We start from the raw sequence: 24,118 nt of genomic DNA, 5'->3' as shown, positions 1-24,118 counted from the left end.
CCTTCCCAGTCGAAAGAGCGATCTGTCCCTGCTGGATGTTTCCCCGCAAGGATCTGTGGTTACGTGGACTCTGCTTATGGAAGAGCGATCTATAGGGGCTCGAATTCGTCTTTGCCGACACCGCAAAGGGGGCAGACCCAATCCTCCGGAAGCTCTTCAAAGGGGGTTCCGGGAGCAATGCCGTTGTCCGGATCGCCCTTTACGGGATCGTACACATACCCGCACACCAGACAGCCGTACTTCTTCATTCTCGGTTCACTCCTTTCTTGCGATTATCATAACAAATGGATGCAATCCTTGCCAAGCCTGTCCAGAAAAGAGGCGCTTCATTCAGGGATGGCCGCCCTTGTCCTCGCGGCGAGGCGAATGTTGGATAGCCTCACCGATCGTGCTATGATGGAAACAGCCAGAATGAGGAGGTCCCGCCATGCCCCTTCCACTGGAGCAAGAGATCCGCACCCGCATCAGGGCTACAGGCCCCATCCCCTTTCGCGACTATATGGAAGTCGCCCTCTACCACCCCCAGCACGGCTATTACACCGCCGGCGATCCGCCCATGGGCCGAGGCGGCGATTTCATCACCGCGCCAGAGATCAGCCCCTTTTTTGGCCGGGTCATCGGGCGGCAACTGACAGAGATGTGGGAACAGATGGACCGGCCCGATCGCTTCGATATCATTGAATTTGGACCCGGACGGGGACTCTTGGCGCGCGCCGTGCTGGACGCCTTGGCCGCCAGTCCCTTGGCTGGCTGTCTCATCTACCACCTCGTCGAGATCAGCTCCAACTTGCGCGCTCACCAGAGAGAAGCCCTCGCCGGACTGCCCTTGGCGGTCTACACCGATCCGTCGAAAGCCACACCCGGTTCTTACGGCTGGTCAGCCGCCGACACCCTCCCCACAGGTCTGACAGGTGTCGTTTTCTCCAATGAGTTTCTCGACGCCCTGCCGGTTCACCGCCTGGTCATCAAAGATGGCCGTCCCTGGGAACTCTATGTGGCGGAAAGTGAGAAACGGGACCGCCCCTTTTGTTGGCATTATGGACCCTTATCAGATCCCCGGCTCAACGACTGGATCGCCGGCCATATCAAAGGACAGGGCGTCCCCCTCGAAGAGGGGCAGGTCTTCGAAATCAATCTGGCCGCCGCCGACTGGTTGCAAACCATCGATCACCGGCTCGAACGGGCCTTTGTGCTCACCATCGATTACGGTCACCCTGTGGAACGGCTCTACAGCCCGGAACGCCAGGCAGGCACACTGATCTGCTACCGCCGTCACCAGGCGGACGCCGATCCCCTGGAAGACGCCGGCGAAAAGGATATGACCGCTCATGTAGACTTTACATCCTTGCAGACGATCGCCTCTGCGTTGGGATGGAACAACCTGGGGTTGACGAATCAGATGTGGTTTCTCATCCACTGGCTCCGGCCTGATGACATGCGGACAGGCCCTTCCATGACGGCAGAGGACTTCCGGCGCCACCAGGCCATGAAAAAGCTGCTCATGCCGGGGGGCATGGGTGAGATCTTCAAGGTTCTCATCCAGTCGAAGGGCCTGCCGCCGCTCCCGCTGACAGGCCTTAACGGGCCCAGCCGTTGACACCCCCACTCGCATACTCATAGAATTCTCCAGAAAAGGCAAAAATACCTGACGCACCTGTTTGGGGCCGTCCGGTATTTTTTTTATGGGGGGATTCAGGCGTGCTCAAACTGCAGCGGCTTCTGCCGCTTCGTATGGGCCTGTTACCGCGTGTCATTGTCCTGCTGTTGGCAACGCTGCCTCTGCTGGCGGGCCTTTATTACCTGCTGCCGAGCCCGCCGGAGGTGATCACCGTCACCGTCGATCAGGGAGCGGTGCAAAAAGACCTGTGGATCAGCGGCGAGGTGAAAGCCAAACGGCAAAACACCCTCTTCTCCAGCCTGCCCGGTCCCATCGAGTGGATTGTCGATGAAGGACAGCGTGTCAACGAGGGGGAACCGGTGGCGCGCATCGCCGGGCAGCCGCTCACCACGCCCATCGCCGGTCAGTTGATGGAAAAAAAAGTGCCCACCGGCAGTTGGGTGCCGCCGGGGACACCGCTGGCCGAGGTGGCCGACCCGACCGATCTGGTGATCCAGGCCATGGTCGATGAGACCGATGTGCTCAAACTGACACCGGATCAGCCCGTCCGGTGGACGCTGGCCGGTTATCCGGGCCAGTCCTTTTCGGGCAAGGTGCTCACCGTCTCCCGTGTCGTCAGCCGCGACCATGAGGGTAACAAGGGATTTCGCATCCTCCTGAGCGCTCCGCCGGGCATCACCCTTTACGCCGGCATGACGGCCGAAGGCCGGGTGATCCTGGAACAGCGCGACGAAGCCCTCCGGATCAGCGTCGACGCCCTGTGGGAACAGGACGGTAAACCGCAGGTCTATCTGCTTCGCAAGGGACGGGCCGTGACCGTATCCGTAGAAACAGGCTTGCGCGATGACAACTACGCGCAAATCCTTTCCGGTCTCCAGGCCGGCGACCGGGTGATCATCCCCGGCGGGGCCAAGTTCACATCCGGCCAGAGCGTCCGACTGAAGGAGCCGACGAAAGCAGAGGCGGGAGACAAGACATGAACCGACAACCGGCCCAGTCGAGAAGCGCCTTGATCGAAATGACCGCCGTGGGTAAGTCCTTCCCCTTCGGCGGCAGTCGCTTGCAGGTGCTCTCCGGCATTGACCTCCAGGTGGCGCCCGGCGAGTTCTTGGCCGTCATGGGTCCCTCGGGAAGCGGCAAATCGACACTGATGAACCTCATCGGATGCATGGACCGGCCCAGCGAGGGCGACTACCGGCTAGCCGACCAGGAAACAGCCCGTCTGGCCGAAAAAGAACTCTGCCGCCTGCGCAACCGGCTGGTGGGTTTTGTCTTTCAGTCCTTTCACCTGCTCCCGCGCCTGACGGCCTGGCGCAACGTAGAAACACCGCTCTTTTATGCCGGCGTCCCACCGGAGGACCGGCGCCGCCGGTCGAAGGATCTGCTGGAGCGGGTCGGCCTCGGCCACCGGCTGCACCATCGGCCGACAGAACTCTCCGGCGGCGAACGACAGCGGGTCGGCATCGCCCGGGCAATGGCCAACGACCCGGCGTTGATTCTGGCCGACGAACCGACGGGCAACCTGGACCAACAGACAGGCCGGGAGATCCTGGAACTATTCGCCGCCCTTCGCCGGGAAGGCAAGACCATCGTCATGGTCACCCATGACCCCGATGTGGCGAACTGGGCCGACCGGGTCGTCCGGATTAAGGATGGGAAGCTCTGTGCAACTGCATGAATACATGCGCCTCGCCGGCGAAGGCATCGCCGCCCACCGCCTCCGTTCCGGCTTGACCGTGCTCGGCGTCGTCATCGGCGTCTTCGCCGTCGTCACCCTCATGTCCCTGGGCGATACGGTCCGGCGGCAGGTATCGGGGCAGATCGCCGAACTGGGCGCAGGTCTGCTGATGGTCATGCCGGGACGGGAGGACGCCGGCCACGGTCCCGGTTTTATCACGATGAACCTGACCATCAATGACGCCGACCGGCTGCGGCAGATCGACGGCGTGGACAAGGTCAATCCCAACCTGACCGTTCCGGCGCGGGCCGATACAGCGAACGCCGGGTTGGGGGTGACCTGTTACGGCGATAATGCCGATTTTCTCACTGTCCAGGGCTATGAACTGGCCAGCGGCCGCATGTTCCAGGCCAGCGAGGTCATCGGTCACAGCCATGTGGTCCTCCTTGGCGCGAAGACGAAAGAGAAACTGTTCGGCGACAGCGCCGCCGAAGGCCGCATGATCCGGTTGAATGGCGCCACCTTTCGGGTCATCGGCACGTTGAAGGAAAAGGGACGGGCGATGATCCATGACCGCGATCGCATCGTCGTCGCTCCGGTGACCGCCGTCCAGGACTTCTCGGGCCTCAAAAACATCGGCGTCATCTTTGTCCGCGCCGAAGATCCCGCCCGGGTTCCTCTGGTGCGGGAGCGCATCCTCGCCGCGCTGGCCAAGACACACCATCAAAGAGATGTGCAGGTGTTTTCCCAGAACGACGCCCTTCACGTGAGCGATAAGATCCTGGGGACGCTGACCGCCTTTTTAACCTGCATCGCCGCCGTCTCTCTCGCTGTCGGCGGCATCGGCATCCTCAACATCATGCTCGTATCGGTGCGAGAACGGACCCGGGAGATCGGCATCCGGCGCGCCCTCGGGGCTACGCCCGGCCAGATCATGGTCCAGTTTCTCCTGGAGGCGCTCTTCTTGGGCGCCGCCGGCGGCGCGACCGGCTCTGTCCTATCGATCATCGCTGTCTTCGGTCTGGCTCGCTGGGCCGGTTGGGACACCGCCGGACTGACCCATATCCTCTCGGGAGAAGCCCTGTTGCTCGGCATCCTGGGCGCCTCCGGCATCGGCCTCCTCTTCGGCCTCTACCCGGCGCTGCAAGCGGCTCGCCTCGATCCGATCAACGCCCTGCGCTACGAGTAGTCGCTGAAGGAACATCTCAAAAGGGGACAGGTGTTGCAACATGGAATCGGTCTGCCCCGCCTGCAACGGCATCGCCCGCATCTCCATCCCCTGTCGCCGCTGCAGCGCTCTGATGGAGGACCGGGGACGGCTGGAGGATTATGCCCAGCCCTACAGCCCCTATGATATCGATGATGAACTGGGCGAAGCGTCCCGTGCAGGACAGTATGATGTCGCCAGTCCCAGCATGCTGCAAGGGGCGAGCGCGAACGAATCAGGTCGCCGCGCTCTGGACACATGCGCCCATCTCTTCGTCTGTCCCCAATGCGGCAGCGATCGGCGCCTGTCGATTCCTCGTCGTTTCATATGAAAAGGACACGCCGGCATACTAATGACGGAGGTGCTTTTGTCGATGGGTAAAATCCTGCGCATGGGTATGATGGGTTCCCTCGGGTTGGTCACGATCGGCTTTGCCCTAGGGCTGCTGGCCGGAAATGGCGCGATGGGGATGTCCGGTCTACAAGCAACCAAAGTAGGACGCTTTCGCACCGTCCGCTACCGCCGGAAGGCCGCCTCATGAGAGACGGACGAAAAAAGAGACAGCCTTTTGCGCTGTCTCTTCGTCTGTCTTTATATCCTCTGTGGTAATGGAACGATTATTTCCAGTTCATATCGGCCGGTTTCCTCGTTTCGCCTTTGTCCTTGGGCCAGCCCACGGTGTTCAGGCGTTCTTTAATGAAATCACTGTAGGGCGTGGCTTCGGGGATGTCATGGAAATTGCCGGCCTTGGCGGCAGCCATCGTCGATTTCTGGGCCAGGTCGATGGACTTGGCTAGGGTGTTCATCGTCAGCGGCGTGTTGTGGAAACCCATCGAGTTCTCGGCAGATACAAAGTCCCAGTACCACTGGGCTGAACGGAGCAGCTTGCGCGCTTCCGCCAGATCGGCGTCAGAGGCGCCAGCCTGCATCGCCTTGGTGATCGACTTGCCCGCCACTTCTGTCGATGCGCCGGCCTTGTTCAACATCTCAAAGGTGAGATCTTGTTTCTGAATCACATAGTCGCGCAGTTTGTCCACCGGTTCACGGTGGCAGACGACGCAGGACTGATCCATCTGCTTCAAGGGTGATGTCCACCAGTGGCTGCTGATCTTCTGGCCGCCCTCTTTCACATAGGGCATGTGACAGTCGGCGCAGCTGACACCGTTGACCTGGTGGATCGATCCCTGGTAGGTCTCAAATTCCGGGTGCTGGGCCTTCAGCATGGGAGCGCCTGTCGTCGGCTGGACCCAGTCGGCCTTGAAGTTGTTTTCTTTCGCGGCAACCTCATCATAATAGCTCTCGATCGCCGTGGGCGTGAAGCCCTTATCCCACGGGAAGGTCACTTCGCCCTTTTTGTTCGGGTTAAAGTAGTATTCCACATGGCACTGGGCGCAGACATAAGTGCGCAGTTGTTGTTGCGTCGCTTTGGTCACATCTTCGCCGCGCCGCTTCATGGCGTCAATGAACGCCGGTTGGACGACACGAAGCTTCATCGATTGGGGATCGTGGCAGTTGTAACAGGTCATGCCATGTTTGACATTCTTCAGGTGTTCCTCAACCGGTGTGGCGTAGTAGTCTTCCCCCATCTTGGCGATCATGCCGGGCACTTCCGCTGATTTACAGGTCAGACAAGAACCGACCTGTTTTTTTCCGTTCGGCAGGCTGGTGACCCGCTTGACCGTCGCCAGGTCCCGCATCGCATAGACATGGCCCCGGTCTTCATTGTATTCCAGGGAGAAGGCATAGCCGCCAAAGAGATTTTTCATGTAGGGATACCGCTCCAGGTGGCTGTCTTTCTCCAGGTTGCCGCCATACTTGGTGCCCACGGTGCTCATCTCGGCATTTTTCATGAAGGAGTCGTACTGGTGGGGATAGAGCTTGGCGAACTTCTCCAGATCCATCTCGTCGGGCGCCAAACCGGTGTCAAGGGTCGTTCCCGTCATCGAGGCCGGCTTGCTGCCACACCCGGCAATCACCACTGCCGCAAAGGCGATCAGCAGGACCGCCCAGATGGCGAGGACCCACTTCTTTCTGGTCATCGGCTCCTCTCCTTTCCCTTACCTATTTTCAAAAAACAATCACCGTCGCAACAGTTACGTACTCGGTCGCTCTCTCCCATGGGGTGTGGAACGGTGACAATCGAAACAGCTTTTACCGCCCGGTTCTGCTTTGTCCAGATTCGTCTGGGCCACCAGATCGTCATGGCAACGCAGACAGTTGCGTTGGATGATCGGCTTACTGGCTTCGTAGAGTTTTAGATGGTCTGGCGGTGTCAGCACGGTATTGACAAAAGCGTGCTGAGAACCGGCATACACCTTGGACCAGGTCTTGGCCGCATAGTTGCGCTGGTCTGTGTGGCAGTCGTTGCAGCCGGCCACCTCGCGATGGGAGGAATGCTCCCAGGAGGCCATATAGTTGTCCATGACGTGACAGGTCCCGCAAAAAGCGGTATTGCCTGTGATCTTGTGCATGGCCGCCGTGCCTGCTCCCGCCGCCATCAGAAAAATGCCGCCAGCGAGAATGATGATCTTGAGCTTCTTCGCCCTATCCACCCCGTTGTTCCCCCCTCTCTTGAGACAACTCCTGCCTTTGACAGGTTCTCATCCCCCTTTCGCCCTTATCTCTCAGTGTACGAAAGAATCCCTATGTTTTTTGTGATTTTAATCACGTATATCAAGAAAGTTACCTCTTGCACAATTAATAGAGTGGTATTTTCTCAAATAATCAGTCACTTTCCTGCTTGACAAAAAAAATCACCCCGGTTCATGGTCCGGAGTGATCTAACGATGGGAGGTTTAAATCGCATATTCAGGCGCTGTTTCATGAACGACGCGGAAAGCCTGAAAGACCTTCCGCCGGGAATGGAGAAAATCGGGCGATGTCCGTTCACAAGGGCGGGCGAGTTCCACATCGAGCACCGTCGTGATCCGTCCCGGATCGGGGGACATGATGGCGATGCGGCGACCGAGGTAGACGGCCTCATCAATATCGTGGGTGACGAAGATGATCGTGGGCCCCTTCTCCCGCCAGAGATGAAGGATCTCTTCCTGTAAGCGAAAACGTGTGAAGGCGTCCAGGGCGGCGAAGGGCTCGTCCATGAACAGGATGTCCGGTTCCACCGCCAGGGCGCGGGCGATGGAGACCCGCTGTTTCATGCCCCCTGACAACTGGTGAGGAAAACGGCCCGCCACATCACGCAACCCGACGAGTTCGAGTTGCTTCTCAGCCATCTCCCGCGCCTCCCTGGCCCCGACCCCCTTGGCTTCAAGGCCGAAGGTGACGTTATCCAAAACCGTGCGCCAGGGAAAAAGGCCATAGTCCTGAAAAATGGTGATATGCCGGGGATGGGGACCACTGACCAACTGACCGTCGATCCGCAGTTCCCCCTCTGTCGATCGTTCAAACCCGGCCATCAGGTTCAATAGGGTCGTCTTTCCGCACCCGCTGGGGCCGAGGAGGCACAAGAAGTCGCCGGCGGCGATCTCCAGGTTGACGCCGGTCAGCACCGTTCGCGTCTCTCCGTTGGGATCACGAAAGTGTTTTCCCACATGGCAAAGTTCGATTTTTGGCGATTTCATCAGACCTTCCACCCTCTTTCGATTCGGCGCTATCCTTCGTGACGCCCTTCGACGCCCCAGCGCCGGTTAATCCGGACTTCTGCCCAACGCATCAACCGGTTGATCAGCAGACCGAGGATGCCCACAATCAGCATGCCGGCGATGATCCAATCGGTGCGGAGGAAGTTGCGGGCGTCCACAATCAGGTATCCCAACCCCGACTGCGCGCCAAGCATCTCGCCGGCGACAAGATGAATCCAGGCGGTTCCGACGGCGATGTGCAAGCCCGTCATGATCTGGGGAAAGGCAGCTGGAAAGACGACCTTGCGAAAAAGCATGCTGCGGCTGGCGCCGAAGTTCTGGGCTACCTTCAGGTAGGTGAGGGGGACCTGTCGCACCGCCACCGTAGTGGTGAGAATGATGGGAAAGACAGCGGAAAGAAAGATGATAAAGATCGCCGGGGGGTTGCCGATCCCGAACCAGAGCACCGCCAGGGGAAACCAGGCGATGGGCGATATGGGCCGCAGCACCTGCACGATGGGATCGATCGCCTGAAACGCCCTTGTCGACCAACCGAGCAGCAACCCGGTCGGGATGCCGAGAAGAACCGCAAGCGTGTAGGAGAGGCCGAAACGCATCAGGCTGACCTGGATGTGCTCCGCAAGCGCGCCGGTCCCGGCCAGTTCGATCAGGCCTTCCAAGACGCTCAAGGGCGACGGAAGCTGTTCGGGCCGGTAGAAGCCCGAGGCCAGTTGCCATAGAAGAATGGCCAACGTCAGCGATGCCGTGGGAAGGAGATAGCGATGGAAGCCGGCGCCGTTCATACCGGTTCCCTACGCCTTCGCCTGGCGGGCGAAGCGGTCATCGACATACTGCTGCAGATCGATCTTCTCCTGAGTGACGCCGAACTGGATCATATAATCCTGGGTGGCCGCAAAGTCGGCAATATTCGGGACAAGGTTGGTGAAGGTGACGCGACCTTTCGGCTGAGTCAACACATATTCGACGATCTCCGCCTTCTGACCGAGATACTTGACGGAGAGGTTGGATGCTTCCTTCGGATTCCCCTCGATAAAGGCAGCCGCCTTTGTCAACGCGCCGACGACTTCCTCGACAGCCTCCGGGTGCTGGGCGATGACCTCCTCTTGCACATTGAGGGCGCAGCAGATGTGATCAGGCCAGATATCCTTGGACAGCTTGAGCACCTTGCCGACACCCTGCTTCTCCGCCTGGCCGCCGAAGGGCTCCGCCACGATAAACCCGCCCACGCGGCCTGTCGACAAGGCATTGACCATCTCCGGCGGCGCCATGTCAATCAGCTTTACGTCCCTATCCGCTTGGATGCCCTTTTCGGCGAGCAGCTTGCGGAGCAGGATGTTGTGGGTGGAAAACCGGCTGGGGATGGCGATCGTCTTGCCCTTCAGGTCTTCCACACTCGCGATGTCGGGGCTGTTTTGGGCTGTCAGCACCGAGCCGTTGCGGTGGCCGAGGAAGACGGCCTTGATGGGAACGCCTTTTTGGCGCAGGCTGATCCCGATGGGGGTGAGGGCAAAGGCCCCCTGGACGGCACCCGCTTTTAACGCCTCCGACAGTTCGGCCCAACTGGCGAACTTCACCGGCTCCACGCTGGCATGCTGAAACTGCGTCTGTCCATGTCCGATGATGGTCAGGTGGTCAGTGATGGGCAGATAACCAAGCTTAAAATTGACCTTGGCGCCGCTATGGCCGCCGGAAGTTCCCGCAACGCCCCCCGTCTCGGCGCCTCCTGCCGTGTTGGCGGCGCCACATCCGGCCAGGATGCCGCCACCGGCGAGGGCAGCGGCGGCAATGACGCCCTGTTTCAAAAAGGCTCGTCGTTTTATCGAAAGATCAAAGGCCAAGTTGATTTCTCCTCTCTTCCAAATCCGTTGCAATCCGTTCTCCCAGTTGGCCGGGGTCGGCGACGACCACCATGACCGATCCGAGCAGCGCCTCTGTCTCCTCCTCCAGAAAACGGCGAACCTTGTCCGAACCGAAGACAGGCGCAGGCACACAGTGGTACGAGTTCAATCCCATCAAACGGAAGCTGAGCGCGGCCCCCAAGCCTTTTTCGTTCGACCACTCGGGACTGGCGAAGGCGAAGGGCATCTGCGGCAGCGGCCGCCCCAAGGCATCGGCCAGCGCCCGGAACAGCCCGGAAGCTCGCGCGTTATCCAGGCATTCGCCCATGTGCCAGACCGGTGGCAGGCCCTTGCCGGCCAACGCCGCCTGCAGCCCCGGCCCCGCTTTTTCCAGCGCCTCGGGGAGACAGTAGCCCAGTTTCAGCAGCGGGAAGGAGGCGCAACCGTTGGTCAACACCAGAATGTCCTTGGACAGGAGCACATCGGCCACGTCCTTGATCGCCTTTTCATATACGACCTTCGGATTGTTGCAGCCGACCAGGTTGACGATCCCACGGATCCGGCCGGTTTGCAGGTGCTCAGCCAAAGCCGCCGCGCCGCCGAAATCGGCGAGTATGTTTTCGACGGAAAATCCGATCTCTGCATCGATGGATGTCTCGGGGATAAAGACGTTGGCCGCTTGGCGACGAGGGAAATTTTCCACAGCCATGGCGACGATCCGATGAGCCATCTCATCGGCCTGATCCAGGTTGCCATGATCGGCGGCAAAGGCGATATGGACAGCGCCGGGGAGACGGCAGGAGTCGCTGGTGGTGACGACAATCGTGTGAAAGCACTCGGCCACGTTCATGATCCCGGGCAAGACGTCCTGCATATCGGCCACCCAGAGATCCAGCGCGCCCGTGCCCAGGATCAGTTCGGCGCCGACGGCGTTGCTCAAGGGATGGACCGCGCCATAGCGATACATGGAGGATAAACCGGAACAACAGATGCCATAGAGGCGTATCCCGTCAGCGCCCAAAGCCCGCGCCCGCGCCACCAGTTCCGGCGATTCGGCGGCCTGCACGATGGCCGACGCCATGACCGGTGAATGGCCGTGAATGGCGATATTGACGCTTTCCGCCTTCAAGGCGCCGAAGTTGGCGGCGATCCGCTGCCGCACCGGCGGACCGTAAAGGCTGTCCATGGCGATGGCGGAGCCGACGACACTGCTCCAGGCAAAGGCGAGGCCGCAGCGCAACAGGTGGGTCATCAGGTTTCTCCAGTCGCCATCGGTCCCCGTTCCGGTGCGATGGAGCGCTTCAAAAACCTCGTGGTAGGCGCTGATCGGCAGGATCCCCAGCTCGCGCCAGCGTTCGATCCGCTCCGGCGGCGCCATGGCGGCCAAGGTGCCGTGCGGTCCAGGTACGGTCCGAGACAAATCCTCCAGGAGCCGGTCGGCGATGCGGCCGGCCAACTGTTCCAGGGTGACGTTCCCCTCTTCCCCTTTGTCATCGATGCCAAAGCTCCGGGCGACGGCGCGCACCTTCTCAACGCCGGCGATGGGCCGAGAAAAACGTCCCTCTGCCGCGGCTTTGAGGGCGAGCATCACCTCCCGTCCCCGAGCGCCGTGGGCCGACACGCCGGCGGCCATCCAGCGAAGCAGGTTGCGGGCCACGATCACATCGGCGTCGGCGCCGCAGACGCCGCGAGGCGACTTTTCCGTGATCCGGCAAGGCCCCATGTTGCAGTGGCGGCAGCAGGTCCCTGCCAGTCCATAACCGCACTGGGGCTTTTGGGCGTCAAAGCGGTCAAAGAGGGTTTCCACACCCTGCGCCTCCAGATGGGCCAGCATCGCCCTTACCGCCGGATCAGGGGTCTGCTCCATCACCTGCTGTTTCGTGGGAAAGCTCTTTCGATGGGTGTTGATCTCTTGCATCGTCATGGGTGAACCCCTTCCGCTGTGCTCCATGATGTTGGAACAAAATGGCAGTCTTCCATGAGCCTTTGGGCGAAGGACCGCAGGTTGCGCCCATAATCGCCGGTCAATGGCGGCAGCGTTCCTTCCAGATCGGCGCGGCGAATCGTCCCATCCTCCGGCAACACCGCAGCCAGTTTCCAGTCACCCAAACCGGCCTCCACCTGTCTCGTTTCCTGCCCATCACGTATTCCGTTCAATACCGGGTAAATCCGGGGGATTCTCAGCTCCCGCGCCAGTTGGCGGATGTCAAAGGCGCTCTGGATGCTGCGCCGTCCCGGCTCCAACACGGCCACGACCGCGTCGATCCCCTCGACCGTCCCCCGGCTCAGGTGCTCCAGTCCGGCCTCGCTGTCGATCAGGACGACCGCATGATCCTCCTGGGGAATCGCCTGCAACAAACGACGCAGGATGGCGTTCTCGGCACAGTAACAGCCCTCGCCGCCCCCCTTGTTCCAACCAAGGGACAACAAGCGGCGCCCACCGCCCCAAGTGGCGCTGAATCGCTCGATCAGATCGCTCACATCAGGATTCAGTTGAAAAAAGCCCTCGTTATGATTGGAAAGGCCCAGCCTGGCCCGAAGGAGTTCCTTCTGGCTGGCCAGCGGCGCGATCTCCCGTCCCTCTCGATCATCCAGAGGCAGGGCCGATGCCAGGTTGGCGTCCGGGTCGGCGTCGACGGCCAGCACCGGCAAACCCAAGGCAGCGAAATGGCGGCTCAGGGCAGCGCACAAGGTCGTCTTCCCGACACCGCCCTTTCCGGTGACGGCGATTTTCATTGCTTTGCCCCTCTCATCGCAGTTGATATCGAAGTGTTCACCTGTACATGGCCGTAAACCCAGCAACAATCGCTCCGTCATTCGCAGGATAAAACCTCACCGGCCATTCGCTAATTCCGTGTAATCAAATCGGAATATATTAAAAACATATCTCTATTATCGCGATATTTCCCTTTTTGTCAATCGGAATTTGTATAATTAAATCAGGCTTACCGGGCCAAGCGTCAGCCCATTGAGAAAAAGAAAAAACCTTCCATCTTCGGGAAGGTTTTTTCGCCCATCGTTTCGGTTGATGTGGGCCAGATCGTTCGCGATTTATTTTTTCAAAAACTTGCCGATCCCGTCGAGCACCAAGTTCTGCACCGTCGGTGATTTCATCAGGTTCATCACCGTGCCCATGATCCCTTTCGACGCCGGAGCGGCGGCGGCGGCCGCCCCGCCGCCGCTGCTCCCCAGGAACATGGAGGCCAGGTTCATCATGGCGCCCAGGTCAAGGCCACCGGCGCCGGTTCCGGCAGGCGCCGGCGCCGAGGCCGCCGCTGCGGCCGCCGCATCCTGATCCTCCAACCGGCGCATCCGGTTATGAACCCAGGTGCCTCGTTTCGGTTTGATGCCGAAATAGCCCATCGTTCGCACCAGAGAGTCAAGGGCGCCATCGGCCTCTTTGGCCATCGACTCCATCCGGTGGACATTGGATTTGAGACGGGCCACCTCTTTTTCGATCCGCTCCAGATCGAGTCCCTTGGCCATCAGCGATCGCAGCAGCGCCAAGGATTCGCCGCTGCCCTCATCGCTGCCGTCGCCCGCCCCGCTGATGTCACTTGAATCGCCCCCATTGTCTCCCCCCCTGTTGCCACCCATGGCCGGCAACGCCAGCAGGTTGGAGAGGAGCGAACCGACATCGGTTGACGAGGCTGCCTTGACATCGTCCCCGGCATCATTCTCGCCGGAACCGTTGTCGTCCCCTTGACGAGTTGATTGTTTTCCGTCCTTCTTTTTTTTGTTTATTTCCGTTCGGCTCCCCCTGCGTTTGCTCGGAAGAGCCTCCTCCTCCCAAGGAAGGAGAAGCGATGTTTTCTTCTTTGTCCTTTTCTTGCGCTTCTTCCGAGTTCCATTGGGAGATAATTGCCGCTCCTCTGCGTCCAACACACTCACAATATCGCCGGGCATATTCCCCCGGCGCCGACTGCCGATGCCGCTGGAGCGGCGCCGGGCGCCTGTGCTTCGCCTCATGGCCCCACCTCCGGATACAGTGGTGTCCAAGAATATCCACTATAGTGTACGGGAGGCGGAAAAATTTGGTGCAGCCTTTTTTCGCCTTATCGGCGAGACCATTGTGCGCAAGACAGCATCCCGATAACTGAAAATTTTACAGGCCCGACGAAGTCAAAAGGCCATTGAGCGCGTCGATCACGTCCGCATCAAGATGTTTGCGATGGGCCATCTCCTTCAGCATCTGCTGGATGGCCGCTCTCTCCATCCCTTTCCGATAGGGACGGTCAGCTGACAGCGCCTCATAGACATCGGCGACAGCAATGATGCGGGCTTCCAGCGGCAGCATCTCACCGGGAATTCCGAGAAAATAGCCGGAGCCGTCGAGCCGCTCATGATGGGCCGACGCCCAAAGGGAAATCGTCTCCAACTCCGGTATTTGATTCAATATGCAGGCGGTGTAGTAGGGGTGGTTCCGCACTGTATCGAATTCCTTCGCCGTCAAGGGCCCCGGTTTCTCCAAAATCGCTTTGGGGATGGCGATCTTGCCCAGATCATGGAGCAACCCGGCCAGGTAGATCTCATGGCTCCGCTTTTCCGGCAGCCCCATGGCGCTGGCGATCTGGCGGGACCAGCGAGCCACATTCCGGCTGTGGTCTGCTGTAAAGGGCGTCTTCACGTCGATAAAGCGCGCAAAGGTCTTGCCCAGCAGATGCATCGTCCCACCGGCCAGGGCGATCGACTCGTTGGGACAGAAGCGCTCGATAGGCCGCCCCTGAGTAAAAGCAAAGAGATCGAGACAAAAAGCGCGGTCGCGCAGCAACGATTTCAGGGCATCGATGACGGCCGGATCGTAAACGCCTATTTCTTGTTCGAAATAGTCCTCCACACGGGTCCGCCAGTTCCAAAAGTGCCGTCGTTTTCCGCCAACCCTTTCGGTGGCCACAGCAACCGCCAAGATCCGTGATACCAACGGGATCGCCTGACCATGCAACTCCAGGGGCCCGCTGCCGTCCCACTTTTCCCAGCGCCGGTGCAACGCCTGATCGGCGTCCATCAGGCTCGTCACCGAGTCTAACGTCCCTTCCTCCTCAAATACCTGACAAAGCGGGCAGAGTTGGTTTTGCGAAGAAACACCGATATCATGAAGCAGAGCGGCGTAGTAGAGGGCATCCCGTTCACTTTCGCCGATGCCAAGCCTCTGAGCCATATGGTCCGCTAAAAACGAAATCGACTGGGCGTGCCGCAAAGGTTTGCCTTCCGCCAAGTCAATCGCCAGTGAAAAACCGCCGATCAAGTCCGGCAATGCGATGTGGGACGGCGTGGCGTTATGTAATGCCTTTTGGGTAAACTTTTTGCTGACTGACATGTTTCTCCTCCTCGTCGAGCGCCTCTCCCTGATGCTCCTGTCCCCTTCGTCCCTCTGTTTCTAGATTCCTTTTATTCGCTGCTATTCTTCGTTGCTCAGGAGAGACGGCAGCATTTTCCTGTTGCGCCAGTCAATATCATTTTAATTGAAAACGATTTTCACCGTCAATCTGCTTCCCCTTTTTTTCGATAATAGAAAAAATAGATATTTCAGGAAAGGGGTCTGCCCATGCTCCGCCACAACGACCTGCGCATCCTCGCCGTGGAAGATGAAGCCAATCTGTTGCAGTTGGTGACGGCCTATCTGGAGCAGGAGGGTTTTTCCGTCAAAGGCGCGACCAACGGTCGCGAAGCATTGCAACATTTCCGCGACTGGCGCCCCCATCTGCTCATCCTCGATCGCATGCTCCCCGATATCAGCGGCGAAGAGGTTTGCCGCCAGATCCGCCGCGAGAGCGATATCCCCATCCTGATGTTGACGGCAAAGGCGGGAGAGGACCACCTCGTCGAAGGCCTCTCCCTCGGCGCCGACGACTATGTGACCAAGCCCTTCAGCCCCAAAGAGGTGATGGCTCGCGTGCGGGCGCTGCTGCGGCGAAGCCGCGCCGACCGCCTGCCCCAAGCGGAAGAATTCCGTTTTGACGAAGACCGCCTGATCATCCGTGTCGCCCGGCAGGAGGTTTTAAAGGACGGCGAGCCCGTCTCCCTCACGGCGGCCGAATTCCGCCTGCTCGTCACCCTGGCCCGGCGCCCCGGCATGGCCTACACGCGTGGCCAACTGATCGACAAGGCCATGGGCGATGATTTTGACGGCTATGACCGCACCATCGACACCCACATCAAAAACCTGCGCCAGAAATTGGAGGATCAGCCCAGGCAACCGCGCTACATCGTGACCGTCTTCGGGACGGGTTACAAGTTCGGGGTGGAAGCATGAGACTGCAAACCAAACTGGGGCTGGCTTTCGCCGCCGTCGCCACCGGGGCGATCTTCGCCGCCGTGCTCCTCGCCAACCTCTCGGTGCAACAGAATTTTGAACAGTATGTGCACCAGCGCCATTACGCCTATTACGAGCAGATCGCCAACAACCTCATCCGCGACTATGAACGGACGAAGGCCTTCTCACCGGCGTCGCTCGATTTTTTCGGCCGGCAGGCCTTGCAGGAGGGCTACCGGTTGCGGCTCGAATCGGAGACGGGAAGTGTGATCTGGGAAAGCCCCTCGCCGGCGACACACGGCCTCGCCGCCGATGAAAACCAGTGGGCCTTTCATCGAACCGAACTGTACACAGGAAACCGTTTTTTGGGCGCTCTCTACCTCCTTTATCCCAAGACAGAATTGACCTTTGCCGCAGCGGAACGTGCCTTTTTGGGCCAACTATACCGCGGTTTTGGCTTGGCCGCCCTCACAGCGGGACTGCTGGCCCTCCTGGTCAGCATGTTCGTCGGCCGCTATCTCCTGATCCCGATCACGCTGATGCGCGATGCAGCCGTCCGACTGCGCTCGGGCGATCTGACGCCAACGATCCCCGTGAACCGGCGCGACGAGATCGGCGATCTGGCCTTGGCCATGAACCATCTCGCCGAATCGCTGCGACAGCAGGAGGAACTGCGCAAGAGCCTGACTGCCGACGTGGCCCATGAACTGCGCACCCCCCTCTCGACCCTGCAGGGGTACCTGGAGGCCTTTCGCGACGGCGTCTGGTCGCCGACGCCGGAGCGGCTTGACGCCTGCCATCAACAGACGCTCCGGCTGAAAAACCTCGTCAGCGACCTGGAATCGCTGGCGTCGGCCGAAGCCGGTGTGGCCTACAACCTGGCGCCCCTCGATTTTTCCGAACTCGCCTCTGACGTCTGTGAAAGCATGCGTCCCCGCCTGGAAGCAAAGGGGCTCTCCCTTGATCTATCTATCCGGGAGGGCCTGACCGTGCACGGGGATGCGCGGCGGCTCACCCAGCTGATCGTCAACCTGGTGGAGAATGCCATCAAATTCAACCGGCCCGGCGGGACGGTTACCGTCAGCGTCCACAGTGAAGGCCCGACAAGGGCAGGATGCCCGGCGGACGAAGGAAGCCCTGGCAAGGCGCCGGAAAACCTACCGCCACCCGTAGACGCTATGGCCGTGCTCCATGTATCGGATACAGGGACCGGCATCGCGCCTGCCGATGCCCCCTATGTCTTTGAACGTTTTTTCCGAGGCGACAAATCGCGGACCAGGCTCACCGGCGGTTCGGGGATCGGCCTCGCCATCGTCAAAGCCGTCGCCGTTGCCCACGGCGGCAGCGCTTCCATCGCCACGACCTCCGAGCAAGGCACGACCGTAGAAGTGATGCTTCCGATGGTTAAACAAAAGGACGACGGCAATGGCTAGGGGAAAAAGCAGACCGCCCGGAAAGACTCTCCGGACGGCCACAACCGCATGCTTTAGGCATGCTTTAGACGACTTTGATCGTTGCGTCATGGTTGATCTCACAGGGCTTTTGGAAGTTCAAATTCAACTGCGGCGTGATCAAGAAGCCGCCGATGTTCTGGGCAGCGTCATAGGGATCGGTCCCTTCTTCCACAGTGTTCACATCCTGGGCCAGGACGAAGAGGTACCATGTGTCGGGCTCGTCCTCTCGAATCGGATAGCTCCCCGTATACCAGGCATCATTCGGTCGTTGATCATCGCCCATGCCGTCGTCATGCATCTCAAAGCGCCGAACCAAACCGTGCCTGGATACAAGAACGGCGGAGACGTACAGTTCATGTCCCCGGAAATAACTCCCGTCCGGCTTCGTAAAGCGGGCGCGGATGATCAGCGGTCCCTTGGCGCGGTCGAAAACAGCCGGGGCGTCCACCTCATAGGATTGGACATAGTGCAGGTTTTCGCGCTGATCTTGCGCCTGATAGCGGTAGTTGTTGCCGGTCGTCAGCCGCGTGTACTCCCATTTTCCTGCGATAGGATACTTCGTACCCGGACTGGGCGGCGCCGTGTAGTCGATCTTCAGCCGCACCGACTCACTCACCGTCAGCTCTCCCGGCGCCGGCGGCGTCGCTTGCTGACCGCGGTAGTGCAGATCGGGACCATCGGAGGCGATCGCCGCCGTGGCGACGGTCCCAGCCGCCGAGTACAAACCCTTGCCGAACCAGTCCGGCGTAGCTTGGGCCGATGTCTCCACCTTCGGACAGCACACCGAGGGCTTCGTTTCTTCAAAGGTCCCGCTCACTGACACATACCCGCCGTTCAACTCGCCGTCGCTGAAGTAGTCGTAGAGCACGGCGCCGAGGGCGATCAAACCGGCCAAAATCGCCAGGGCGATCTTATGCCAGGGATCCTCATAGGGCAAAGGGCCGCGCACACCGGCATAAGGCGGCGTGGGGATCCATTCATAGGTCACATCGTCGGGAAGCACAAAGAAGGACTCCCCCCCCTCGCAGCCGCCGACGTTCTGGGGCCCCATCATGGCGCTGTGAAAGACGATGCGCATCGTGCCCTGGGGCATGACGACGCTGTAGGTCTTGGAGGGCTTGTGGTAGTCCACCCGGGTCACAAAGATTTTTTTGATGATCCGGCGAAAGACGAAATCGTCACTTTCGACGATGAAACTGACATAAGCGATGCCTGGCGCCGCACCGTGAAAATTGGCCAAAAAGCGCACCGAAAAAGCGGCCCCGGCCGGCACATCGCCCACATATTCGATGCGAGGGACCCGCGTCACGCCGGGATCGGAAATGCCTTCGATATAAACGCGCACATTCTGGAGCGCCGCCCCGCTCGAATTGGTGATGTTCGCCTGGATGAACTGGTTTCCCATGTTGACGACAAAAAAACCGTCGGTATTCATCATATTTGTCGGTGGACAGATGGCAAAGGGCCGGTGCGGGATCGCGGCGGGAACAGCGGCAGCAGCCATGGTTATAGTCCCCCTTCTAGAAAATGAGGTGATCGGAAACTAATCATTGAGATGTTCCGGTGTGATCAGCGCAACGATGCCGCCCACCACCTGGTCATGAACGAATTGCTCGATGAGAAAGCAGGCGCCGGCGTCGCGCCTTTCAGGCAGTTTCAGCGTAAAGGCCATCGCCTGCTTTCGATCCGGCTCTAGTGGTATCGTCAACACCGGCTCACCGCTCTCTTCGACCGGCTCGCCGCAACGGAAGGGCCGGATCCCATACATTAAATCATCGGTCATCTCCTCCGGTAACCGGGTGAATCCGAACAGCGTCTTGCCTTCTTCCATGTTGCGAAGCGGCAGGCGCTTGACCCGGACGGTCACTTCTTTCACCCGCAACAGAGGCGAGTTGCCGATGGCGAAAGGCGCAACGACAAGTCGGGCAGAGGACGAAACCTTGAGCACCGCCAGGTTGCGCTGCGCCGTATGGCGATCCCGGACGGGATTGAAGGGGTCATCTTCACCGTGCGGAGAAAGGGGATCGCCGGAAGAAAAGGCCTCCACGATCAGACACTCATGCCCCCCGTTGACCCAGACGGGAATCCAGGGGGTGAGACAGAGCACCTCTTTGGCCTCCCCCGCCGCCAGGCTAACGTTACTGACGCCGATCAGTTTGGCGTCTGATTTTCTCCGGATGAGTGTCGATGGGTCGCCCCAGTAAAAGCGGACAGTCACATCAGGCACAGCGGCGCTCCCGCGATTGATCACCCGCGCCCAGACAAAGGCGGGACGATCGACGACAGGCAGGCCGGGCGCGCCAGCCGGGTCCGTTCCGGGAACCAACCAAATACTGTTGCTGAGGTACCACGGCTTTCCATCATCAATCCAAAGTTCGATAGGCATCGACAGGCCTCCTTACTCTTGAACCGTACGGACTCAGTATTTCTAAACCCTGCACAGCGCTATGCAACAAACAAGGCGAAAAGCTTGCATGCTTACGCCTTGTTCAAAAAACGTCTTTTTTGTTCAGAACTCATTCTTCATAAAATCTTCAAAAGTCAGATCTACAATCAAGCTATAAAGCCTCATCAGCGAGCCCAATCAACTGTAATCTCGCGGCCCTGCGACACAGGAGGACATCGTGGACAATCGTCAAGAAAAACGACAACAATTTCAGTCCGAAAAAAGCTCTGGCAAGTGGTACGCCGGCGCTGTTGCCGCAACCGTGGTGGCGGCCATCGCCGTATACGTTTTTTTGGGCAGCGCCCCGAAGGGAACTGAAGCCGTCCACTCCTATAACATCGGAACGAAAGTCAATTACAGCGGAAAAATCGTTTCCATGGCCCCCATCCCTACTCTGGAAGCCGAAAACGGCAAGGTCGAATTGCCGTTGGCGGTGATCAAAGAAAAAGGCCTGATCCGGGCCGAATTCAAAGACGGCAAAAAGACCGTCCCTGTCATGGCCTATGTGGCGCCAAGCGGCCGTGTCATCTCCGCCGTCAGCGTCTGCGAACCCTGCGACGGGACCCATTTCACCATAAAAAACACTCAAGTCGCCTGCGACACCTGCGACACCCGTTGGGACCTGGAGACGTTGAAAGGCATGGCCGGCGGCTGCCAATCCTACCCGCCTGACGCGCTGACCTACGAGGTGAGCGGCGACAAATTGTTGCTGAACGCACAGGACTTGTCCAACTGGAAGCCGCGGATCTAACATCCCCAAACCCACGTTCCGCGGCAAAATGAATCTTGCCTTCTTATCCCCTCTCTTTGGCAGGTTGACACCTGCCTTTTTTACACCCCGGGACTGTGGCAGTCCCTATTTCCTGCCGCCTTGCCGAAGCGTGGCGCTTGTCAGCAAGCGTTTCACAAGGCGCTCATAGGAGGAGGTTATCGCCCGGTGACGTTCTGGCACCTCATCAGCAGACAGCTCAAACGGCGTTGGGGACGGGCCGTCTTTCTCGCCCTCAGTCTCTTTCTGGTCGCTGCGGTGACAACAGCCCTCTTCACCGCCAGCCGGGCGATGCAGGTCGAAGTGGCGAACTCGTACGATCAGATCGGCGCCAACATCTCCATTGTCCCCGCCAATGACAACCTTTCGATCCGTTACGGCGGGGTCACCGTGACCCCGGATGAAGAAGACGCTCCCTCACTGACCGATGGGGCCCTTGACCGCATCCGCGGGATCCACAACGCCGAGAGCATCGCCCGCGTAGCGCCGAAGGTGATGGGCATCGTCCCCGTCACAGGTGAACCGACGACCATCGTCGGCGTCTCCTTCCGCGATGAACTGAAGATGAAAAAGTGGTGGACCATCGACGGCGATAGACCCAGCGAAGCCGCCGACATCATTGTTGGCAGTGCGCTGGCCCATGAAAAAGGATGGCAGAAGGGCCAGGTCATCGGCATTGACGACGATAACCACACCCCTGTCGACCAGAGCACCGTTGACCATCGGTACCGCATCACCGGCATCCTGACGCCTACCGGCGGCGAAGAGGATCACCTCCTCTTCATGGACTGGCGACAGGCCCAGCAGGTGTTGCAGATCGGAAACCGTTTGACCTTTATCGAAGTCAGCGCCCTCTGCAGTTCCTGTCCCATCGAAGAGATCACTCGCCAGATCGGTCATACGCTACCTGGGACGGAGGTAAAAGCCGTCAAGGAGGCCCTTGTCGCCCGCGAAGCCATCGTCGATCGCTTCACTGCCTTGAGCCTCCTTGTCGCTGCCATCACCCTGATCGGGGGCTCCCTGCTCGTCTTCTTGCTCGTCGCCGCCAGTGTCCGGGAGCGAACCCGCGAATTCGGACTCCTGCGCGCCCTCGGTTATCGGAAAAGCCACCTGTTGCGCGTCCTTCTGGCGGAAACAGCGCTCCTCGCCCTGCCTGCCGGCGTCGCCGGATATGGCGCCGGCCTCGCCTTCGCCCGCTGGACCACGCCACTGATCGTCCAGATGGACATCTCTATCGCCAGTCGAAGCTCCGATGCCTTCGTCGCCGCGACGCTGACCCTGCTGGTGGGCCTCGCCGCTTCGGCCCTTCCCGCCTGGCAAGGCGCGACAAAGGATCCCGTCGAGGCGCTGCGTTCTCTGTAAACACTGCGCAAGCACCCCCATAGAAGCCCCCATGAGCGACCCCCAGCTAGGAGGGATTCCCATGAACACCCTTGTAACCACAAAAAAACTTCGCAAAAGCTACGGCCATGGCGACAACAAGGTCGAGGTGCTTCACGACATCGACCTCACCATACAGGAAGGCGAATTCCTGGCCCTAGCCGGCCCTTCCGGCTCGGGAAAAAGCACCCTGCTCACCCTGATCGGCGGCCTCAACCGGCCTGACAGCGGCGACCTGATCATCGACGGGATCGACCTGTACCGCCTGCCGGGCGAGCAGAGGGCCGATTTTCGCCGCGAATACATCGGTTTTGTCTTTCAACAGTTTCATCTCATGCCCTATCTCACTGCATTGGAGAATGTCATGCTGCCGCTGGCAGTCACCGCCGTTCCCGCGCGGGAACAACGACGCCGCGCCCAAGAACTGCTGGAACAGATGGGCCTTTCCGGGCGAGAGCGTCATCTGCCAGGTCAGCTTTCCGGCGGTGAACAGGAACGAGTCGCCATCGCCCGGGCGCTCATCAACAAGCCGGCGCTGATCCTGGCCGATGAACCGACAGGCGCACTGGACAGCCAGACGGGCGAACAGATCATGGACTTGTTCGGCCAGTTGAACCGTTCTGGGATGACCATCGTCATGGTCACCCACAACCCCGACCACCTGAACCACGCCTCCCGGATCATCCACATGAAAGACGGGCGATTGCGATGACATGGCTGCAACTGATCATCGCTTCGTTAGTCCGGCGACCCGGCAAAAGCCTGCCCATCCTGCTGGGTTTTGCCGTCTGCTGGGCCACCCTCTTTTCCCTGGTCACCCTGTCCGACGGTGTGACCGAAGCGGCAAAAAAGGAGACGGCCAACGTCGGCACGTTGCTCCAGGTCATGCCGCCTGCCGCGTCGATCGCTTTTTCCTACGCCGGCATTCCCGTCGCCTCCGGTGTGGCTATCAGCGAAGGCGATTTGCCCCCTGATACGCTGGAACAACTCAACGGCGCCGGCAGGCTGTTGCCCAAACTGGTGACGCCATGCCGCGTCAACGGGCAAAAGGCGCTGATCGTCGGCGCAAACATCGACGATGAGGTAGACGTAAAAAAGAATTGGCGCTTCAGTGAAGAAGCGCCCCTTGCCGGAGACCTGTCGAAAAGCCGTTTTTTGGTGGGATCCACCGTCGCCGCAACGCTGCAACTGCATGCCGGTTCCCCCCTGCAGATCACCGGGGAAAACGGGGCCATCCTTAATGGAACCGTCGCCGCCGTGTTGCAGGAGATGGGCACTGAGGAAGACCGCCTCATTTTCACTGATCTCGCCCGGTTGCAGCAGTGGCCGGGGAAAGAAAACAAGCTCACCTTCGTCGAGGTCTTGACGGCGCAAGACGGTGTCAATGCAGCCCATCAACTCCAGGCACGCCTGGGATCTTCCGTTCGCGTACAAGGAGAGACCAACCCTGGCGCCGCCGCCTCCCGCCAGGAAATGGCGGACAGCCTGCAGCGTTTTGCATCCCTGGTGGCGGTCACCGTCCTGGCGATCTCCTCATTGCTGCTCTATGTGACCATGAACAGCGCCATCCATGAGCGACGGGGCGAACTGGGGCTCCTGGCCGCTCTGGGGTATCGTCCGGCTTTCGTCCGGCAGATCCTCATCAGCGAGGGCATGCTTTTGGCCGGAACGGGCGCCTTTGCCGGGGGCGTGAGCGGATACGGGCTTGCCTTTGCCCTCGCGCCCATGGTGATCGGAGCGGGCTTTCCCCTTGCCTTCCCAGCGCTGCCATGGGCTGGCGGCATCCTCCTGGCGTTGCTGCTGGGCGCGCTCGCCGCTCTCCAGCCGGCGGCGCAAGCGGCCGCCATGGATCCGGTGGAAGCACTTCGCTAGAGAA

24 protein-coding genes are annotated in these 24,118 nt (G+C 59.9%); 12 read left to right on the top strand and 12 right to left on the bottom strand.

The genetic code is table 11. The annotated features are described in order from the left end of the window. Window positions 1-89 precede the first annotated feature (89 nt). Entirely contained in the window at window positions 90-248 is a 159-nt protein-coding gene (gene rd / locus GTO89_RS00830) for a rubredoxin (protein WP_161260161.1), read from the bottom strand. Window positions 249-427: 179 nt separating this feature from the next. Here rd and GTO89_RS00825 point away from each other — a divergent pair, with 179 nt between their 5' ends. The 6 genes from GTO89_RS00825 (at window position 428) to GTO89_RS00800 (ending at window position 5,044) form a co-directional block, all read left to right on the top strand. Then, window positions 428-1,597, top strand: coding sequence for a class I SAM-dependent methyltransferase (locus GTO89_RS00825; RefSeq protein ID WP_161260160.1), 1,170 nt, complete (start codon window positions 428-430; stop codon window positions 1,595-1,597). A gap of 101 nt (window positions 1,598-1,698) precedes the next feature. Next, a complete protein-coding gene (locus GTO89_RS00820) occupies window positions 1,699-2,598 on the top strand; it encodes an efflux RND transporter periplasmic adaptor subunit (RefSeq protein WP_161260159.1) in 900 nt (299 codons plus the stop codon). Then, window positions 2,595-3,296: an ABC transporter ATP-binding protein gene (locus GTO89_RS00815; RefSeq protein ID WP_170294305.1), complete on the top strand. Its 702-nt coding sequence runs from the start codon at window positions 2,595-2,597 to the stop codon at window positions 3,294-3,296. Before GTO89_RS00820 ends, GTO89_RS00815 begins: the two co-directional genes overlap by 4 nt. Continuing rightward, window positions 3,283-4,485 (top strand): ABC transporter permease, encoded by a 1,203-nt coding sequence (locus tag GTO89_RS00810; protein ID WP_161260158.1) that lies wholly within the window; start codon window positions 3,283-3,285, stop codon window positions 4,483-4,485. The genes GTO89_RS00815 and GTO89_RS00810 overlap by 14 nt, the downstream gene beginning before the upstream one ends. Before the next feature lie 40 nt (window positions 4,486-4,525). After that, on the top strand, window positions 4,526-4,834 hold the full coding sequence (locus GTO89_RS00805) for a hypothetical protein (RefSeq protein ID WP_161260157.1): 309 nt from the start codon (window positions 4,526-4,528) through the stop codon (window positions 4,832-4,834). 42 nt (window positions 4,835-4,876) lie between these two features. Then, window positions 4,877-5,044: a hypothetical protein gene (locus GTO89_RS00800; protein WP_161260156.1), complete on the top strand. Its 168-nt coding sequence runs from the start codon at window positions 4,877-4,879 to the stop codon at window positions 5,042-5,044. 76 nt (window positions 5,045-5,120) lie between these two features. Here the strand turns inward: GTO89_RS00800 and GTO89_RS00795 are convergent, their stop codons facing one another. The 9 genes from GTO89_RS00795 to GTO89_RS00755 form a co-directional block, all read right to left on the bottom strand. Next, complete coding sequence (locus GTO89_RS00795; RefSeq protein WP_161260155.1) at window positions 5,121-6,542, bottom strand: ammonia-forming cytochrome c nitrite reductase subunit c552; 1,422 nt, start codon at window positions 6,540-6,542, stop codon at window positions 5,121-5,123. 54 nt (window positions 6,543-6,596) lie between these two features. Further along, window positions 6,597-7,055, bottom strand: a complete 459-nt coding sequence (locus GTO89_RS00790) for a NapC/NirT family cytochrome c (protein ID WP_161260154.1) — start codon at window positions 7,053-7,055, stop codon at window positions 6,597-6,599. A gap of 243 nt (window positions 7,056-7,298) precedes the next feature. Next, entirely contained in the window at window positions 7,299-8,081 is a 783-nt protein-coding gene (locus GTO89_RS00785) for an ABC transporter ATP-binding protein (RefSeq protein WP_161260153.1), read from the bottom strand. Between the two features lie 29 nt (window positions 8,082-8,110). Next, window positions 8,111-8,884 carry an ABC transporter permease gene (locus GTO89_RS00780; protein ID WP_161260152.1) on the bottom strand — a complete coding sequence of 258 codons (774 nt, stop codon included), beginning with the start codon at window positions 8,882-8,884 and terminating at the stop codon, window positions 8,111-8,113. Between the two features lie 9 nt (window positions 8,885-8,893). After that, entirely contained in the window at window positions 8,894-9,940 is a 1,047-nt protein-coding gene (locus tag GTO89_RS00775) for an ABC transporter substrate-binding protein (protein WP_204758144.1), read from the bottom strand. Then, complete coding sequence (gene cooS / locus GTO89_RS00770; RefSeq protein ID WP_235920151.1) at window positions 9,930-11,864, bottom strand: anaerobic carbon-monoxide dehydrogenase catalytic subunit; 1,935 nt, start codon at window positions 11,862-11,864, stop codon at window positions 9,930-9,932. The genes GTO89_RS00775 and cooS overlap by 11 nt, the downstream gene beginning before the upstream one ends. Further along, window positions 11,861-12,676: an ATP-binding protein gene (locus GTO89_RS00765; RefSeq protein ID WP_161260150.1), complete on the bottom strand. Its 816-nt coding sequence runs from the start codon at window positions 12,674-12,676 to the stop codon at window positions 11,861-11,863. Before GTO89_RS00765 ends, cooS begins: the two co-directional genes overlap by 4 nt. 315 nt (window positions 12,677-12,991) lie before the next feature. Then, window positions 12,992-13,909: a hypothetical protein gene (locus GTO89_RS00760; protein ID WP_161260149.1), complete on the bottom strand. Its 918-nt coding sequence runs from the start codon at window positions 13,907-13,909 to the stop codon at window positions 12,992-12,994. A gap of 136 nt (window positions 13,910-14,045) precedes the next feature. Then, the gene (locus GTO89_RS00755; RefSeq protein ID WP_161260148.1) at window positions 14,046-15,257 is read right to left on the bottom strand and encodes an HD-GYP domain-containing protein; all 1,212 of its coding nucleotides are present in this window, start codon (window positions 15,255-15,257) and stop codon (window positions 14,046-14,048) included. Between the two features lie 228 nt (window positions 15,258-15,485). Between GTO89_RS00755 and GTO89_RS00750 the strand changes: the two genes are divergently transcribed. After that, on the top strand, window positions 15,486-16,193 hold the full coding sequence (locus GTO89_RS00750; protein WP_161260147.1) for a response regulator transcription factor: 708 nt from the start codon (window positions 15,486-15,488) through the stop codon (window positions 16,191-16,193). Beyond that, on the top strand, window positions 16,190-17,626 hold the full coding sequence (locus GTO89_RS00745; protein ID WP_161260146.1) for a sensor histidine kinase: 1,437 nt from the start codon (window positions 16,190-16,192) through the stop codon (window positions 17,624-17,626). The genes GTO89_RS00750 and GTO89_RS00745 overlap by 4 nt, the downstream gene beginning before the upstream one ends. 64 nt (window positions 17,627-17,690) lie before the next feature. Here the strand turns inward: GTO89_RS00745 and GTO89_RS00740 are convergent, their stop codons facing one another. Both GTO89_RS00740 and GTO89_RS00735 read right to left on the bottom strand, forming a co-directional pair. Then, the gene (locus tag GTO89_RS00740) at window positions 17,691-19,151 is read right to left on the bottom strand and encodes a hypothetical protein (protein WP_161260145.1); all 1,461 of its coding nucleotides are present in this window, start codon (window positions 19,149-19,151) and stop codon (window positions 17,691-17,693) included. Window positions 19,152-19,190: 39 nt separating this feature from the next. Beyond that, window positions 19,191-20,033, bottom strand: a complete 843-nt coding sequence (locus GTO89_RS00735) for a hypothetical protein (RefSeq protein WP_161260144.1) — start codon at window positions 20,031-20,033, stop codon at window positions 19,191-19,193. A gap of 238 nt (window positions 20,034-20,271) precedes the next feature. Here GTO89_RS00735 and GTO89_RS17240 point away from each other — a divergent pair, with 238 nt between their 5' ends. The 4 genes from GTO89_RS17240 to GTO89_RS00715 all read left to right on the top strand — a co-directional run bounded on the left by GTO89_RS17240 (window position 20,272) and on the right by GTO89_RS00715 (window position 24,114). Further along, window positions 20,272-20,844 (top strand): Fe-S-containing protein, encoded by a 573-nt coding sequence (locus tag GTO89_RS17240; RefSeq protein ID WP_161260143.1) that lies wholly within the window; start codon window positions 20,272-20,274, stop codon window positions 20,842-20,844. A 186-nt stretch (window positions 20,845-21,030) separates the two neighbouring features. After that, the gene (locus tag GTO89_RS00725) at window positions 21,031-22,224 is read left to right on the top strand and encodes an ABC transporter permease (RefSeq protein ID WP_161260142.1); all 1,194 of its coding nucleotides are present in this window, start codon (window positions 21,031-21,033) and stop codon (window positions 22,222-22,224) included. A 61-nt stretch (window positions 22,225-22,285) separates the two neighbouring features. After that, window positions 22,286-22,954 (top strand): ABC transporter ATP-binding protein, encoded by a 669-nt coding sequence (locus GTO89_RS00720; RefSeq protein ID WP_161260141.1) that lies wholly within the window; start codon window positions 22,286-22,288, stop codon window positions 22,952-22,954. Then, window positions 22,951-24,114 (top strand): ABC transporter permease, encoded by a 1,164-nt coding sequence (locus tag GTO89_RS00715; protein ID WP_161260140.1) that lies wholly within the window; start codon window positions 22,951-22,953, stop codon window positions 24,112-24,114. Before GTO89_RS00720 ends, GTO89_RS00715 begins: the two co-directional genes overlap by 4 nt. Window positions 24,115-24,118: the final 4 nt, after the last annotated feature.

Origin of the sequence: Heliomicrobium gestii (assembly GCF_009877435.1) — a bacterium.
GTDB lineage: Bacteria > Bacillota > Desulfitobacteriia > Heliobacteriales > Heliobacteriaceae > Heliomicrobium > Heliomicrobium gestii.
Note: the sequence above shows the minus strand (reverse complement) of the source record. Positions and strands in the feature narration are given on the sequence as shown.